The organism is Cohnella lubricantis (assembly GCF_014212015.1).
GTDB classification, from domain to species: domain Bacteria; phylum Bacillota; class Bacilli; order Paenibacillales; family Paenibacillaceae; genus Cohnella; species Cohnella lubricantis.
The window spans coordinates 1-14,073 of record NZ_JACJVN010000013.1 but is presented as its reverse complement, the minus strand read 5'-3'; the positions used below and the strand labels follow the sequence as shown (position 1 = coordinate 14,073).

Annotated in this window: 19 protein-coding genes, 3 pseudogenes and 1 riboswitch; of the genes and pseudogenes, 14 read left to right on the top strand and 8 right to left on the bottom strand. The window is 44.9% G+C overall.

Features of this window, described 5'->3' with window-relative positions; all coding sequences use genetic code 11:
• Positions 1 to 128 precede the first annotated feature (128 nt).
• The 8 genes and pseudogenes from H4Q31_RS02650 (at position 129) to H4Q31_RS02610 (ending at position 4,066) form a co-directional block, all read left to right on the top strand.
• Entirely contained in the window at positions 129 to 920 is a 792-nt protein-coding gene (locus H4Q31_RS02650; RefSeq protein WP_185177525.1) for a sulfite exporter TauE/SafE family protein, read from the top strand.
• A 123-nt stretch (positions 921 to 1,043) separates the two neighbouring features.
• Complete coding sequence (locus H4Q31_RS02645) at positions 1,044 to 1,520, top strand: DsrE/DsrF/DrsH-like family protein (protein WP_185177581.1); 477 nt, start codon at positions 1,044 to 1,046, stop codon at positions 1,518 to 1,520.
• Positions 1,521 to 1,589: 69 nt separating this feature from the next.
• Positions 1,590 to 1,856, top strand: coding sequence for a metal-sensitive transcriptional regulator (locus tag H4Q31_RS02640; RefSeq protein WP_185177524.1), 267 nt, complete (start codon positions 1,590 to 1,592; stop codon positions 1,854 to 1,856).
• Between the two features lie 36 nt (positions 1,857 to 1,892).
• Entirely contained in the window at positions 1,893 to 2,210 is a 318-nt protein-coding gene (locus H4Q31_RS02635; RefSeq protein WP_185177523.1) for a rhodanese-like domain-containing protein, read from the top strand.
• Between the two features lie 30 nt (positions 2,211 to 2,240).
• A complete protein-coding gene (locus tag H4Q31_RS21875; protein WP_376698201.1) occupies positions 2,241 to 2,591 on the top strand; it encodes a rhodanese-like domain-containing protein in 351 nt (116 codons plus the stop codon).
• Positions 2,592 to 2,619: 28 nt separating this feature from the next.
• Positions 2,620 to 3,009: a rhodanese-like domain-containing protein gene (locus H4Q31_RS02625; protein WP_185177521.1), complete on the top strand. Its 390-nt coding sequence runs from the start codon at positions 2,620 to 2,622 to the stop codon at positions 3,007 to 3,009.
• 52 nt (positions 3,010 to 3,061) lie between these two features.
• Positions 3,062 to 3,598: pseudogene (locus H4Q31_RS21505) on the top strand (class I SAM-dependent methyltransferase).
• 80 nt (positions 3,599 to 3,678) lie between these two features.
• Positions 3,679 to 4,066: pseudogene (locus tag H4Q31_RS02610) on the top strand (DUF302 domain-containing protein).
• Between the two features lie 60 nt (positions 4,067 to 4,126).
• Here H4Q31_RS02610 and H4Q31_RS21870 read toward each other — a convergent pair.
• From H4Q31_RS21870 to H4Q31_RS02585, 6 genes are all read right to left on the bottom strand, one after another.
• Entirely contained in the window at positions 4,127 to 4,285 is a 159-nt protein-coding gene (locus H4Q31_RS21870; RefSeq protein WP_338043641.1) for a rhodanese-like domain-containing protein, read from the bottom strand.
• Positions 4,286 to 4,300: 15 nt separating this feature from the next.
• The gene (locus H4Q31_RS02605) at positions 4,301 to 4,558 is read right to left on the bottom strand and encodes a phosphatase PAP2 family protein (RefSeq protein ID WP_185177518.1); all 258 of its coding nucleotides are present in this window, start codon (positions 4,556 to 4,558) and stop codon (positions 4,301 to 4,303) included.
• 24 nt (positions 4,559 to 4,582) lie between these two features.
• Positions 4,583 to 4,942, bottom strand: coding sequence for a fluoride efflux transporter FluC (locus tag H4Q31_RS02600; protein WP_185177517.1), 360 nt, complete (start codon positions 4,940 to 4,942; stop codon positions 4,583 to 4,585).
• A 6-nt stretch (positions 4,943 to 4,948) separates the two neighbouring features.
• Positions 4,949 to 5,374 (bottom strand): fluoride efflux transporter CrcB, encoded by a 426-nt coding sequence (gene crcB, locus H4Q31_RS02595; protein ID WP_185177516.1) that lies wholly within the window; start codon positions 5,372 to 5,374, stop codon positions 4,949 to 4,951.
• Positions 5,375 to 5,404: 30 nt separating this feature from the next.
• A riboswitch (Fluoride riboswitch) is annotated at positions 5,405 to 5,467 on the bottom strand.
• Positions 5,468 to 5,873: 406 nt separating this feature from the next.
• Complete coding sequence (locus tag H4Q31_RS02590) at positions 5,874 to 7,784, bottom strand: DEAD/DEAH box helicase (RefSeq protein WP_185177515.1); 1,911 nt, start codon at positions 7,782 to 7,784, stop codon at positions 5,874 to 5,876.
• A gap of 302 nt (positions 7,785 to 8,086) precedes the next feature.
• On the bottom strand, positions 8,087 to 8,947 hold the full coding sequence (locus H4Q31_RS02585; RefSeq protein WP_245347222.1) for an Abi family protein: 861 nt from the start codon (positions 8,945 to 8,947) through the stop codon (positions 8,087 to 8,089).
• A 216-nt stretch (positions 8,948 to 9,163) separates the two neighbouring features.
• Between H4Q31_RS02585 and H4Q31_RS02580 the strand changes: the two genes are divergently transcribed.
• The 4 genes from H4Q31_RS02580 (at position 9,164) to H4Q31_RS02565 (ending at position 11,587) form a co-directional block, all read left to right on the top strand.
• On the top strand, positions 9,164 to 9,502 hold the full coding sequence (locus H4Q31_RS02580; protein ID WP_245347210.1) for a helix-turn-helix transcriptional regulator: 339 nt from the start codon (positions 9,164 to 9,166) through the stop codon (positions 9,500 to 9,502).
• A 114-nt stretch (positions 9,503 to 9,616) separates the two neighbouring features.
• Positions 9,617 to 9,805: a hypothetical protein gene (locus tag H4Q31_RS02575; RefSeq protein ID WP_185177513.1), complete on the top strand. Its 189-nt coding sequence runs from the start codon at positions 9,617 to 9,619 to the stop codon at positions 9,803 to 9,805.
• Positions 9,806 to 9,896: 91 nt separating this feature from the next.
• Positions 9,897 to 10,055, top strand: coding sequence for a hypothetical protein (locus tag H4Q31_RS02570; RefSeq protein WP_185177512.1), 159 nt, complete (start codon positions 9,897 to 9,899; stop codon positions 10,053 to 10,055).
• 98 nt (positions 10,056 to 10,153) lie between these two features.
• The gene (locus H4Q31_RS02565) at positions 10,154 to 11,587 is read left to right on the top strand and encodes a DUF5067 domain-containing protein (protein WP_185177511.1); all 1,434 of its coding nucleotides are present in this window, start codon (positions 10,154 to 10,156) and stop codon (positions 11,585 to 11,587) included.
• Positions 11,588 to 11,594: 7 nt separating this feature from the next.
• Here H4Q31_RS02565 and H4Q31_RS02560 read toward each other — a convergent pair.
• Positions 11,595 to 12,552: pseudogene (locus H4Q31_RS02560) on the bottom strand (IS30 family transposase).
• 366 nt (positions 12,553 to 12,918) lie between these two features.
• On the opposite strand from H4Q31_RS02560, the gene H4Q31_RS02555 reads away from it, so the two are divergent.
• Positions 12,919 to 13,383: a hypothetical protein gene (locus tag H4Q31_RS02555; RefSeq protein WP_185177510.1), complete on the top strand. Its 465-nt coding sequence runs from the start codon at positions 12,919 to 12,921 to the stop codon at positions 13,381 to 13,383.
• Between the two features lie 2 nt (positions 13,384 to 13,385).
• Positions 13,386 to 13,709 carry a hypothetical protein gene (locus H4Q31_RS02550; protein ID WP_185177509.1) on the top strand — a complete coding sequence of 108 codons (324 nt, stop codon included), beginning with the start codon at positions 13,386 to 13,388 and terminating at the stop codon, positions 13,707 to 13,709.
• A 103-nt stretch (positions 13,710 to 13,812) separates the two neighbouring features.
• On the opposite strand, the gene H4Q31_RS02545 is transcribed toward H4Q31_RS02550, so the two are convergent.
• The coding region (locus H4Q31_RS02545) for a transposase (protein WP_185177508.1) at positions 13,813 to 14,073 on the bottom strand (261 nt) is incomplete at its 5' end.

The following is a 14,073-nucleotide window of genomic DNA, read 5'->3' as shown; positions in this document are numbered from 1 at the left end:
CGAAAAGGCTTTTTAATTGTTGAAGCAGTTGGATCACCTTATTTGTGATGAGTTTACTTGGATTTCATTATAACTTGTATCTACCTTGATGTCACGCCTTATAGAAAACTTTACGACAGGAGGATGTCATGGATTTCTTACTGCTCATTGTCATGGTGCTCATCGGTCTGGTCGGCTCTTTCTTTTCTGGGCTTCTCGGTATTGGCGGCGCGATTATTAATTATCCCCTCCTACTGTATATTCCATCCCTTTTCGGTGCGGCTCACTTTACCGCCCACGAAGTTTCCTCCATCAGCATGTGCCAAGTTTTTTTCGCTTCACTTGCGGGTGTTATCGCGTTCCGGAAAAAAAGCAACAAGGGAGGAACGGGTGTCGTCAATAAACAGTTGGTCCTTTACATGGGAAGCAGCATTCTTGCCGGCAGCGTGGTCGGCGGCTTTGTTTCGGGTATGTTGAACGGGGATGTCATCAACCTGATTTACGGCATCCTTGCGGTACTGGCCGTCGTGCTGATGCTCATTCCCAACCGGGGGAAACAACAGGAAAAGGACGCCCTCCGTTTCAACAAAATCATCGCCATTACTGCGGCATTTGTATTAGGTATTGTTTCCGGAATCGTGGGGGCCGGCGGCGCATTTATCTTAATTCCCATTATGCTCACCGTTCTCAAAATTCCCACGCACACAACGATTGCGTCCTCGCTCGCGATCGTTTTCATTTCGGCCATCGGAGGCGTCATCGGGAAAATCATGGGCGGCGATATCCCTCTGTTGGCGACGGTATATACCGTCACCGGCAGTTTGATCGGAGCACCGATCGGCACGATGGTCAGTTCGAAAATCAACGTGAAGGTGCTTCGATATGGTTTGGTCATCTTGATCGTACTCACGGCCATTAAATTATGGTCGTCGATTTTGTGAATGATAAATCGTATCTGCAAATATTTGCCGCGGCAAAAGGGTTGCAATCTATTTTATCGACCTTTACCCTACCTATAGGGGTATATGTAAAATTCATGAGAGAGAAGGTGTGTGACGTTGGAAATGGCAAAAAATAAAACGACAATCGTGCTCTTCAGCGGCGATTTGGATAAAGCCATTGCGGCATTCATCATTGCGAACGGAGCTGCGGCGTATGATCACGAAGTGACGATCTTCTTCACGTTCTGGGGATTAAACGCGCTTCGCCGCGACGAATCGATCAAAACGAACAAAGGCTTGCTTGAAAAAGCTTTCGGATGGATGATGCCGCGCGGCGCGAAGAAGTTGGGCTTGTCGAAAATGAACTTCGGCGGCCTGGGACCCCAGATGATCAAGCATGTCATGAAAAAGCACAAGGCCTTGTCGCTGCCCGAGTTGATTGAGTTGGCTCAAGAACAAGGAGTGAAAATGGTCGCCTGTACGATGACGATGGACTTGCTCGGTCTGAAACAGGAAGAATTGATCGATGGTCTTGAGTATGCAGGAGTAGCCGCATATCTGGGTGACGCCGCGAACGGCAAAGTAAACTTGTTCATTTGAACAAGCGGGTATGAACTTATTATTTTTTTCTTTATACTATACCCATACACGTATAAGGAGATGTGGACTTTGAACTACGAATACAGCGAAGAAATCAAAACCCGGCTGCGCAGAATCGAAGGACAAGTTCGCGGGGTGCTGCGTCTGATGGAGGAAGGGAAGAGCTGCAAAGAAGTCGTTGCACAGTTGTCCGCTGTTCGCAATGCATCGGACAAGGCTATCGCTCAGATCGTTGCGGAGAATCTGCAGCAATGCATTCTGGCGGAACAGGCCGCCGGTAACGATACGGGAAAGATGGTTAAAGAAGCTGTGGAGCTTCTGGTAAAGAGCCGATAAAACGCAACAAATAACAATCTGAGGGAGAGAACAAACATGGCATTCAAGATTCCCAAGCAAATTACTCCGCAAGAAGTTGCAGTTCGTCTGAAATCAGGAGAGTCCCTGATGTTGCTGGATGTACGCGAACCGGCGGAATGGGCGGAAGGACATGTAGTCGGAGCCAAACATATTCCCCTCGGTCAATTGGGCGAACGTCGCAACGAACTGGACCCCAAGCGCGAAACCATCGTGATTTGCAGAAGCGGCAACCGGAGCGGACTCGCATGCGAACTGCTCAGCGAACAAGGATACAACGTCGTTAACATGACGGGCGGACTCAATAATTGGACAGACGAACTGGTTCGGGATTAAACGAATAAAGGAGGAGGAAGGTTGGCGATCGTGTTTGCTCTGGTCGTTCTTGTTCTGGCTTCATGGGGACTCCGCCGAATTTGGCCGGCCAAAGGGCTAAATTGGGTGGATTCCCAATCATGGAAAGAAGCCATCGACCGGAATTCTGAAATGAAACTGTTGGACGTTCGCGATGCCATGGACTATGAAGCATGCCACGTGAATGGCTCCATTAACATATCTTTAGGCCGGCTTCCGGTGCTTTGGAAGAAGGAGTTGTCGCCGGAGGATTCCGTTCTCATCATCGCGGATGGCGATTACGAGCGAAGATCCGCCGCGCGAATCCTCAGACGACGCGGCTTCCGGAAGTTATATACCGGAGAAGGCAAAGGATGCGCATAAAAGCCAAGGCGAAAGGAGGCCTTTTTAGTTGAACAGCGACCTTTGGGTAAATATCATTCTCGTCGTTCTGGTACTCGTATTCTTTTATTTCCGATTCGGTCCGACGAAAGGGCTAAAGACGCTTAGTGCGGCAAATTTCAAACAAGAGCTTGAGGAGTCCAAGCAAACGGTTCTTATTGACGTTCGCGAAGCGGGAGAGTTCAAGGGAGGACATATCCAAGGGGCGAAGAATATCCCTTTGTCCCAGTTGAATCGCCGGCTTGGCGAAATCCCCAAGGATCGGGATCTGTTGCTCTATTGCCGAAGCGGCATGAGAAGCAAAAGTGCAGCGCGGATTCTGATGAAGAACGGTTTTACCCGGCTGGCTCACTTGCGTGGTGGTATCAGTGCTTGGACAGGCCCGGTGTCGAAGCGATGAACGGGAGGGTTAATCCTTAATCGTATGGGTAATCATAATCCGGAGAGTACGGATGGAACTGCTAAGGAGGAGAGACCCTATGCATGATCGAAGGTTCAATCCGGAACATATGGCGAAATTGGAGAGTCCTGAACGCAAAGCGGCCACTCCTCCGGAGCCGATGCTTGATAAACTCGATTTACGTGATCCTTTTTCGCTTCTGGACTTGGGGGCCGGCACCGGTTATTTTACGCTTCCAGCGGCGGAGCGAACGAGCGGTATCGTATTCGCACTCGATATCGAACCGCGAATGCTGGATGTCATCCGCGGCAAGGCGGAAGCGCGTTAACTGCACAATATTCAGACCCTGCAAGGACAATTGGAAAACATTCCGCTGGAAATGGAATCCGTTGATCGGGTGCTCGCATCCCTCGTGCTCCATGAAGCAGAAACCGTCGATCAGGCCGTTGCAGAAATGCATCGTGTCCTGAAATCCGGCGGTATTTGTCTATGTCTTGAATGGGAGAAGAAAGAGACGCTCCAAGGGCCTCCTCTCCATCATCGCATCAGCGCGGATGCATTGAAGCAATCCATGGAGCGGCATGGATAATCGATTATGGAGGTCATTAGGCCGACAGATGTCCAATATGCCGTGATTGCCCGGAAAGCATGACAAGGGAGGACATTAAAATGACATTTCATTACACGGTTGAAACGGAGAAAACGCCGGGAACAAGCCATTGAGAAATTGACGGAAGCCCTAAAGGAAGAAAAGTTCGGCGTGCTTTGGCAGTTGGATATGAAGGCTAAACTTCAGGAGAAGGGAGTGGATTTCAACCAAACTTTTCACATCCTGGAGGTCTGCAACCCCGTCGAAGCCAAACGCGTGTTATCTGAAAATTCCTTAGTCGGCTATTTCCTTCCATGCAAGATCGCGGTTTATGAGGAGAAGGAAAAAACCCGGATTGGCCTCCCAAAACCTACGGCCCTGACCGGCCTCGTGGAAAACGACAATCTCATGGCGATTGCAACGGATATCGAGAAACGACTCATTGCTTGCGTCGATAAAAGCAAATAATACGTCAATATGCAGAAAGAACTCTGTCATGCAGGGTTCTTTCTGCATAAGCCTCACTTTTTACTCCGATGCCGATGGGCGGAAGGAGGCAATCTCGAAGGATTTATAGCCGCCGGTCAGGTTAGCTGCGTCAAACCCATGCTGTCTTAAGATTCGAGTAGCCACGTTGCCGCGATAATCGACTTGGCAATAGACCATGAGCGGCTTGGAGGGAATCAATTCGTTCAGCCGGGCTCATCCGCTGCGTGAGGGAACAGTAAATGAACCGAATGGCTTACAAACGATCACATAATTCAGAAACAAAGCCAGTATCCCGGAGAACCCCGACTGCACATCAATATGTCTCCTTCGATCATCGCCATGTATCCACACGAATCCAAGCCAGATAGCAAATAACTCCAAACCGTATTTGCTTACAATTACCATAATCGTATCGAGCCAAACAAGATGTCCTGACAAATCGTTAATGAATTGAAACACAGCATAATTCATAGCGGCAATCCTCCTGATGTTCGTCTAGGTCCACAAATGCCCGAGTACATAACCTAATGCGCAGAAAGCAATTCCAGAAATCACACTGATAGAAACATAAGAGACAACGGAGCGCCAATTATATAGTCGTCGGATCTGTACAATTTCGTACTGGAATGTAGAAAAAGTTGTGAAGGCTCCTAAGAAGCCCGTTCCCATAAGGGCGGTAAGATGTAAATTCAAAGTCAGCCCATACAAAAGGCCGAGTAAAAAGGAGCCTGCCAGATTTACAGTCAACGTTCCGAAAGGAATCGATGATATTGATCCTTGACTAAACGCATTTACGACAACAAATCGGCTAATCGCCCCAATAAACCCACCAATGCCTATCCATAAAATATCCATTAACGTTTACTCACCTTCCTGCTGGATTTTGCCTTTCTCATAGTTACCCAGGCGTATACCTAAGCTTGTGAACAGGTAACCGCCGAGCAGGCTTGCTGCAATGTAGAGCAATGCTAATCCATAATGTGCTGATTGAAGCAATGTTACATTTTCATAACTAAAGGTTGAAAACGTAGTGAACGACCCAACAAATCCTGTTCCGAAAGAAGAGCGGAAGTGCGGATGTACCAAATATCTTGTCGTGGTCAGCGTATAGAAGAGAGAAAGCAAGAAACAACCCAATAAATTAATCGTTAGCGTGTGAACCGGAAATGCTTGTCCAAAACGTTCTCCTATCCATATGCCAAGTGAATAGCGGCTAATAGCGCCGAGCGTTCCGCCGACACCGAGATACACATAAATCAAATCAACCCCGCCTTTCCAACTATTCATATAAAAAGACAAACTCCTACCAGAATAAGAATTCTGGTAGGAGTCATTAGCCGTTACCGGCGGTTTATGGCGAACTCCATCGCCTTATGAACATGTAATTTATATTAGTTGAAATTCCCGTTCAAGTCAATCTTTATTTGGCACGAACGGAACGCCGTGAACGGAACTCCGTGAATCGTGTTTTCGTTGTGCTGTGATAATGTCACCTTGTAACTGTTCTGAAATAGCGTCACCAAGAGACAGAAGACAGCGACATTGACGAAAAGAGAATTGAAGGAGCTAATTGTGGAGAAGAGTCCCTTGACGGACAATTGGCCAATTCTGAAGGAGCAGCGGCGGCAATTGGGTTGACCCTTTGGCAAGTGATTCAGTGCAGGCGAAGGGGGTCACAGGTACTGGCACATCGCAATCGGGAATGAAATCCGTAACACGCATTATCGAAAGATCTGGTGGTGGCTTCTGCGTACTTCAATTTTCATTTCAAGCTTGAACTTAGCAGTCACAATCTGTTCACCAACGCTTTAGCGTTTGGATACTGCATCCAAAGGCGCTTATCGCCCACAACGTAAAGCCGATGTTTGGCGCGAGAAACGGCTACATTTAGCAGATTTGGTTCGAACGTTGCCCATTGAACCGCAGGTTTCTGCGTAAGGTCAGCTCCTAAACAGAGTACAACCACATTCGCCTCTTTCCCTTGGAATGTATGTACGGTTCCGACGGAGCGGTACAGCCATCTGACATACGCACTCTTCGATACGTAACCTTTCGTAATATGCGGGTAATGTTGTTTCAACAATTCAATCAAGTTTCGTTTGACTGCCGTAAATGGCGTGATGACAAACAAATCAGGTAGCATACTCTCCGCATTTTGCACCGCCATAATGGTAAATGCTTCGTTGACAAAACGGACGATCTCCATTCCCTGCTGCGGAACATACTGTTTTGAGGATGCTTCTCCACACACATCTATCCAGCGGCTTGTACCCAAATCTTCGAATGTTCTCGACATATCCGATGATGGCGGCCGTTTATCGAGCACCATCCGATTATAATAGGCAATCTCATTGCTAATATCGAACATCGGATTATCACACCTGCGATGAACCCATAACGGACTGCCAAGCCAACTATCTTTCAGCCATGTTCCTTGCGAATTCGCCGAATCCGCGAGCGTTTGAACGGAGGCTTTGGAAGACGCATATGCAGCATTTACGCCATAATGCTGTTGCAGATTGGAGAAAATCGATTCAGGTAGCGTTACGACAGGTTCGATTTGTTTTGGGTCGCCGACAACAACCGTTTTTTGAGCGCGCCATATGGCGCCAACTGCTGCTTGCGGCACTGCCTGTCCTGCCTCGTCAATGAATAGCCACCCGAAAGATTCCTTTCCAAGTCCCCGGAACATAGAGTGGACAGAAGCAAACGCGGTGGATACGACAGGAACAGCAAGGGTGAATATGTCCCAAATCGCGCGAATGACCTCGGGCTCCTCCGTGTTGAACAAGGTTCTAAGGTTCGGAAACTCATAGAAGCTCCCAATGATTTGAGGCTGAGCAACAAATAAAAACTGCTCGTGAAGCCGCAACGCCTCCAAAAATAGCAGTTCTCGGGCGACCGCCCATTTCTTTGTCATCCACGGCGTACTCTTCTGTTTCTCATCATGAGATAACTCCCAGAACGCTTCGTCCATGACAACTCTTCCAGTATTTTCTCTATCTTGGTCAATGAATTGTCGAAGTTCATCAACGCGGGCTTGCAATTCATTCATTTTCACTGTGGAGTCATTAAGCCGAGAGTCCCATTGCCTGATACGTTGCTGCAATTCATTTAACCGGTGATTGGCTTTCGTTTGTTCATGCAATTGCTCCGATAACATGATATGCGCTTCCCGATACCGTGCACGGTGAGCTTTAAACTCCTTGTATTTCCACAATCTCTCCCATAATCCATACTTCACCTTGTCGAGCGTTGCGGTAATTTCTTTCCACTCTGCCACACTTTCCTGACAACGGAATAGCATGCGTTCTTGGTGCTGATGCTCTTCCAACGCTTGCTGCCGTTGCCTTGCCAGCTCGTTATGTTCGATCCGCTTTTTATTTAATGCTTCTACCTGTAATGAATGTTCCCTTAGCGAGCCAAATACTCGGACTGCCTTCGCTTGATGTTTTTGCACAGTTTGCAATGCTTGGCGAAAAGATTCTCTTGCCTCGTTCCACGATTTGAACCGGTCTTCGCTAGTTGCGCGGGCTTGCTTTGCCTCCATCAGCCATCGTCTGAATGAATAGCCTTCATCTTCTTTTTTATACCAAAAGTTCCGGTTGAACTTAAAACGATTATTACTATTGCCCAATCTAGCCGAGATCATCCCCCAGGCGCGCTCACCGTATACGGTTTTCGCCACACGCTGCATGTGGAGACGGTTTGTTCCTTGATTTATAAGGGATTTGAGTGATGAGTGAAGGTATTTGGGGACGGATTGGGGACGCGTACGATTTCGCGTCTCCTTTATGTTTATTACTCCAAGGAATTAGTATACGGGTGTAATGATCCTGCTGTTTAAGATTATTCACGGTGAACCGTATCACAAATAGTGGTAAAGCGGAAGATAGAGCTAGTAGTAAGCTTGAATAAAATATAGGTATAAAATATGTGATCGGAATGAACAATTTAAAGTGTTTATTCCGATCACATTTTCAAACTGAATGTCCATACTCACTTTTTTTCTAACAATCGGTGCCAATCCTCATTAAATCCCAATAATCGAATATCTACTTCTCTGTACTCTGCTATTAATGTTTCTAGCTTAGTGACCCAAGTGATCCAGGTTCTATCCTTAATGAGGTACTTCAAGTTGAATATGACGGCAAAAAGTGTTCTGTTAGTTATATCCAAATTCCTATCGATTGAACGAAATTTGATATCCAAATTTAGCGACTGATTAAATAGCCTGCTGTAGTGTGCGCAGCGGTTTCTAACAACACTCAAAAGATGCAACCAATTAGATATTAAAGTGTAATCCAAACCCCTATAGAACGTTTTAGCGATGCTTTTTTGATTGTCGAGCAATAAGTTTTTAAAAAGCATGGAAATTGACGAAAATGTTAATACTTCAAAAGCAACCCATGAAGGAAATTGCCCTTGGTAGCGCGTTCGATGCCATTCTATAAATGGATCTTTTGATTTATCAATTGATTTCGTCAGCTCATTAATAAACGTTTCATGATTAATCAGATTTCTAAAATGAGAAGGATTTTGGTAACCTAATGGTCCAAAATTATGAGCTATTTCATGTGCGATATGGGTTCTAAATGCTATTTCGACATGTTCTATTATTTCCATTAAGATATTTCTTAATTTACTGTCAAATTCGTAATGGCGGTATATGGTTTCAAACGTAGTTCCGGGTGTAAAAATATCATTATTTTTGAATGTCAATGCATATGCAGTTAGACGATAATAGCTTACTCGTTTTAGAATTTCTATAGCTTCACTATCATCACCTACAATTAATCCTCGCTCCTTGAAGCGATTTAATTGCTGGTCATAAGGTAGCGGTGGCTTAACTCTGAGCATCACTCATGAATTACTCCCATATAAAAAAATGGCTCGCCCGTATTACGCATGCTTTTTTCAAAGCAGAGGCTCGGCGAGATCTGTTGAGCTAATATTAATTGAAATTGATTTGATTGTCAATTTTAAAATTTATCGGATTTGCCCATTGCATGTGAATAGCTCTTCCCCTATGAAAAAACCATCAAACCACAATTGAGAGGATCACAAATAGTGGTAATGCGAAAATTGGAGATAAGTATAGACCTTAAAATGCTTTCGGGGAAACTTAACCAAAAAGACATCGAAAGCCTATCACGCCACCTTAAAACTTTACGGCAAGTCATGAAATGGACTCAAGACGATTTGGCAAAAAAAGTGGGAGTGTCTAGGCAGACAATTACTTTAATCGAAAGTGGTAAGACTGCACCTTCTAAGACTCTAGTGCTGGCTATATTGGGGATATTTATTGTCCTTGCTGCTACGCCTATCTTCGGTGTAATGATAAAGGCAGTATTGAAGGCAAGTGGTTTAAAAAAGCTTTATGAGAAAGCATTGGATGAGAATCTTGATGATTAGGATGAATAGTAGATGAAGATATTGGAAATTCTGGTTTCGCTCATTCAATTTGTTAAAGCTACATACAAGCTGTATAGAGCAATTAAACCAAAACTAGCCTAGGGGGATGAAGAAATGGAAAGTCAGGCACACGATTTTGAGTATGAGGGTCCTTTTGGTAAGATTAAGGCTAATAGAAAAGCCGCTGTAATATTGAGTGTTGGTGCAATAGCGGTAGTTGGCTTATTTGCATATGGTATGTCCAGAAACGAAAAAATCTTAGAGCTTGCACTTGACTCTTCAAAACAGATTCCGCTTAAATAATAAATTCGTTAAATAGATTGACTTAAAAAATACTGGAACATCATCCCCTTCTACGGTAACAGCTATACACGATTACCGAGGGGGGATTTTTATGTCGATCAAATCGTGTCCATCATGGATGCAACCCGCACTGGAGCATCGATTTCATGAAGTTGCTGAAATAGTATGTCAGACCGGAGCGGTTGAATCTTTACTTGAGAACCAGCGTACATTTGAGCAACAACTCAAAGAGCAATTGAGTGATGAGTAGTAAAGTCGTTGTAAATATTACCATTCATATATACAATGTCATTGAAGGTTAATAACAAGAAATAATTTAATTAATATTAGCTTGTTGGAGGAAGGATAATGAAAATACGTACCCTAGTCATTGTATTGGCATTTGTACTGGCACTTTCGCTGTTGACCGCTTGCGGCAACTCATCTTCAAAGAACGACCTAACAAACAATCCTTCGATTGAGAGTGTCAAGGAAGCTATTTCTGACATTGAAAATATTACATTAATCGAGATAGTGACCGAAGACAACGATCCAAATAAACAACTTGGTAAACAAGGGGGATATACCGGTAGTTTGTTTTTTAAGTCATCGCTCGTAACCTATGAAACCGATGAAAGCGCAATAAAAGCTGGAACTGATGGCGGCGGTAGTATTGAGGTATATGCGAATAAATCCGATGCAGAAAAACGCAACGAATATTTGGCGAAATTTGATGGTACTGCTTTTTCAAGTGGTTCACACAAAGTGTTAGGAACGATTGTTATTCGCACTTCAAACAAGCTTAAAGCATCCCAACAAACGGAGCTTGAAACCAATATTATTAATGCCCTCACTGGCGCAGGCAACGACACGTCGAGCGAGGCAGTGCAAACAGACCTCACTGGCGACGGCAACGGCACGTCGAGCGAGACAGTGCATACAGATGATCCAACACAAGCATCACTTCAACTTGATAAAGAGGAAACAAGGGGACGCATTAGTTATCGTGTCGCCTCATCTTGGAAAAAAACAAGTGATGCTGATATGAACACATACGATGTTACAGAGAATGGTGGTATTATCGTGGGATCATTAAATACGTCTCCGATAGTTGATAAGGATATTCTTAATAAAAATTGGGATATTTTAGTGGGGAAGATGAAGTTAGTGGAGAGGATGAAGTCGAGCTACGATGATTTCAAGGTTGTCGCACGAAGAGACATAAATGGAATTCCGGTACTACAGTATGAAGCGAAACTAGATAATTCTGGTGTCATCAATTCAGTAAGCGGATTTAATTTCATATATGGTGACAGTGAATATATGCTACAAGCTATATTTCCCGAAACTGATGATTCGCAATTACTTCCTTCAACCCTAAAACAGATTATGGACAGTCTTGTTATCAAGGAATACACACAATCGGAATTAGCCTCATCGGGCGAGGGTAATATTGGTGATTATCACGTCAAAATTTTGGATGCTACCCTTACAAAGGATTACAATGGTACGCCGGCTATTGTTGTTAATTTTGAGTTTACAAACAACGCTGAGGATGCAGCGATGTTCCTATCTTCAACAAATGTCACCGCCTTTCAGGACGGTGTGGAACTTGATACTGCTATTATAATGAATAAATCTGTATATGATGCCGGACTGGCACAAAAGCAGATAAAACCCGGTGTATCTCTGGTAGTTCAATCGGCATATGTACTCTCAAGTAATAGCCCTGTAGAGATTGAAGTCACAAAGTTAATAACGTTTGGAAATGATACTGTTCTGACAAAAACATTTAATTTGTGACAGATTGTCAAGCGAAGTGCGACAGTTCGTCCATGAATGCTTCGTGAGCAGATTTCCAGTTCAGGCATTTGCGAGGCCGGTTGTTGATGAGGCGTATGGCCTCCGCAAGTTCCTCGTCTGTGACAGCGGCGAAATCGTGTCCCTTAGGGAAGAACTCTCGTAATAACCCATTGGCATTCTCATTGGAACCACGCTGCCATGAAGAATAAGGATCTGCGAAGTAGACCTTGATATCGTGAATGTTCTCAAGAGCGGAATAGCAAGCAAATTCCTTGCCGCGATCGGTTGTTGCGGTTTGGAAGGTTCCTTTTTGGATACTGACTAGCCGCTACTCCAAAGGCGATCTCCATCGAATGAGCTGTGCGATCTGGCATTTTAACGGCGAAGTAGAGCCGCGTCTTACGTTCGATGAAGGTAGCCACACAAGCCTTGCTCTGCCCTCGGCTGGACACGACTGTATCCAGCTCCCAATGGCCGAAAGTCGTCCGCTTGAGTACTTCTTTGGGACGCTGACGGATTGGAGTGCCGACGAGGAAGCGCCCCCTCGTTTCCATGGGCTTACGCCGCTTCCCTCTGTGACGAAGCACCTCCGACTCAGAGACCGTTAGCTTACCGTCGTAGAGCCAGCGGTAGATCGTTTTAAAGCACACGAATGCCTGGCCTTCACAGCGCCGTTTCTCCGCGATCTGCTCGGGCGACCATGTCAGTTCTAGCTTCATCTGAAGCTCTCTGGCGAGCTCTGGAGTGAACTTGCCTACTGGCACGCAGGAAGCTCTCCGCCGCGTATAGGCCTCTTGTGCCGGCTCAGCTTCGTAACATGAATCCGTTTGCCCTCGCTTAAGTTCTCTGGCGATAGAAGAATGATGCCGACCAAGATACAGACCAATGGCTCTCGTGGACCAGCCAAGTTTATGCAACGTCTCTAGTTGTCCACGCTCGATTATGCTAAGATGGGAGTAGCTCATGTTGGGTTCTCCTGTAGAAAATGGTTGTGTGGTAACTCCCATTTTACACGAATCCATTCATGGGCTTCTTTGTTTTTAGCTGTCGCACTTCATATTACAATCCGTCAAAACAAAAGAAGGTACAATTATATGGAATACATACTGATGGATTTATATCCAAGGAAACACAACCGTTTGTAAACGTTAGTGGACAGCACTCTTATGATGTCTTTTTCTTGGAGGGAAATATAAGAATTTATAGAAGTAGTAAAACTGGGAAACTTTTTAAAAAAAAGTGCTTGACGGGGACAAAGACTTCTTGTAGTGCTGACAAAATCAGGACTTACATGCAGCGACATAAGAAAGCTTCAGGAAGGCGAATGGACTTTGAAAGAAGCGATTGTCGCACGTAAACAAAGTATTGATGCCGAAATCGCCAGAAAACGCAATTCATTGGCATTATTATCAGAACTTCTTGACTACAATGCAGAGTTTGAAACTTTTGAAACTGACCGCTACTGGAATGCTATTGTTGAAAAGGAAGCTGCCGGCGAGAAATTCATCGATATCGAAGATATGTATGGCTATCGTTCAGTTTCGCTAATCCGCAATATCCGGTGTCCATACTGTGGTGAAGGGCATGAAGTCGATTTGGAAGATTACATGTATGACCAGAGTAGTGATGAGAGAGAAAATGGTATGGGACCGGATATTGTGTATAGCTTTAATTCTGAAAATAGTTATGAGTGTCCTCAATGCGGTATTGTAATAAAAGTTGAAGGGTGGATTCGAGAGTATCCTGTGGGCGCTTATGATTCAGAGGATATTACCGTTGAAGAATGGGAGGATTGATTATGGCATTAACGAGTGAAGAAAAGAATCTGTTAAAAAGATTAGCCTCAGGAGCATTTGATGGATTTGTCGGAGATGACTTGACTACTACCGGTGGATCTACTGTATGGAAACAGATTAAGAATGGTGTTCCGGCAATGTTTAAACAAGGCCCCAGCAGAAAATTCTTTAATGGTAAGGAGAATGAGCGCATTGCAGGTGTACTGCACGCTTTACAAGAATGGGCTACAGATGAGCAGAAGTTAGAATTTCTCAAAAAGTTCGGATGGCTTATGAAGGATGAGGCCGTTAATGCCTACAGTGCTAAGTTCAAACCAAAAAAATAACAGAAGAAGTAAAAATAAGTTTCACCATCACCGGATTCGGGTCTGTCAATAATTTTGTGTAAACTCTTTTATAGAGAATCTCCCTCATGGGGGAGATTGACCCTCACGGCAGATGCTGGCCGATACGCTCGGGGAAGAAGACCGAGAACTGCAGTAGCATTTGGCCCCAATTTTGGACTCGTCCTGTCCATTTGCGCGTAACGTCCATCGTTACGAGATAAAGCATTTTGAGCAGGGCTTCGTCTGTCGGGAAGATGCTCTTGCCTTTGGTTACCTTGCGCAATTGGCGGTGGTAACTTTCAATCATGTTCGTCGTATAGATCAGCTTGCGGATCTCCGGCGGGTACTTGAAGAACGTTGCCAG

What these genes read in the sequence shown, in the direction of transcription:
- H4Q31_RS02635 (WP_185177523.1), top strand. Translation starts at nt 1,893, where the DNA reads ATGGCATTCAAGATTCCCAAGCAAATTACTCCGCAAGAAGTTGCAGTT.
- H4Q31_RS02580 (WP_245347210.1), top strand. Translation starts at nt 9,164, where the DNA reads ATGCGAAAATTGGAGATAAGTATAGACCTTAAAATGCTTTCGGGGAAA.
- H4Q31_RS02650 (WP_185177525.1), top strand. Translation starts at nt 129, where the DNA reads ATGGATTTCTTACTGCTCATTGTCATGGTGCTCATCGGTCTGGTCGGC.
- H4Q31_RS02550 (WP_185177509.1), top strand. Translation starts at nt 13,386, where the DNA reads ATGGCATTAACGAGTGAAGAAAAGAATCTGTTAAAAAGATTAGCCTCA.
- H4Q31_RS02600 (WP_185177517.1), bottom strand. Translation starts at nt 4,942, where the DNA reads ATGGATATTTTATGGATAGGCATTGGTGGGTTTATTGGGGCGATTAGC.
- H4Q31_RS02645 (WP_185177581.1), top strand. Translation starts at nt 1,044, where the DNA reads ATGGCAAAAAATAAAACGACAATCGTGCTCTTCAGCGGCGATTTGGAT.
- H4Q31_RS02590 (WP_185177515.1), bottom strand. Translation starts at nt 7,784, where the DNA reads ATGCAGCGTGTGGCGAAAACCGTATACGGTGAGCGCGCCTGGGGGATG.
- H4Q31_RS02565 (WP_185177511.1), top strand. Translation starts at nt 10,154, where the DNA reads ATGAAAATACGTACCCTAGTCATTGTATTGGCATTTGTACTGGCACTT.
- crcB (WP_185177516.1), bottom strand. Translation starts at nt 5,374, where the DNA reads ATGAATAGTTGGAAAGGCGGGGTTGATTTGATTTATGTGTATCTCGGT.
- H4Q31_RS02570 (WP_185177512.1), top strand. Translation starts at nt 9,897, where the DNA reads ATGTCGATCAAATCGTGTCCATCATGGATGCAACCCGCACTGGAGCAT.
- H4Q31_RS02605 (WP_185177518.1), bottom strand. Translation starts at nt 4,558, where the DNA reads ATGAATTATGCTGTGTTTCAATTCATTAACGATTTGTCAGGACATCTT.
- H4Q31_RS02585 (WP_245347222.1), bottom strand. Translation starts at nt 8,947, where the DNA reads ATGCTCAGAGTTAAGCCACCGCTACCTTATGACCAGCAATTAAATCGC.
- H4Q31_RS02575 (WP_185177513.1), top strand. Translation starts at nt 9,617, where the DNA reads ATGGAAAGTCAGGCACACGATTTTGAGTATGAGGGTCCTTTTGGTAAG.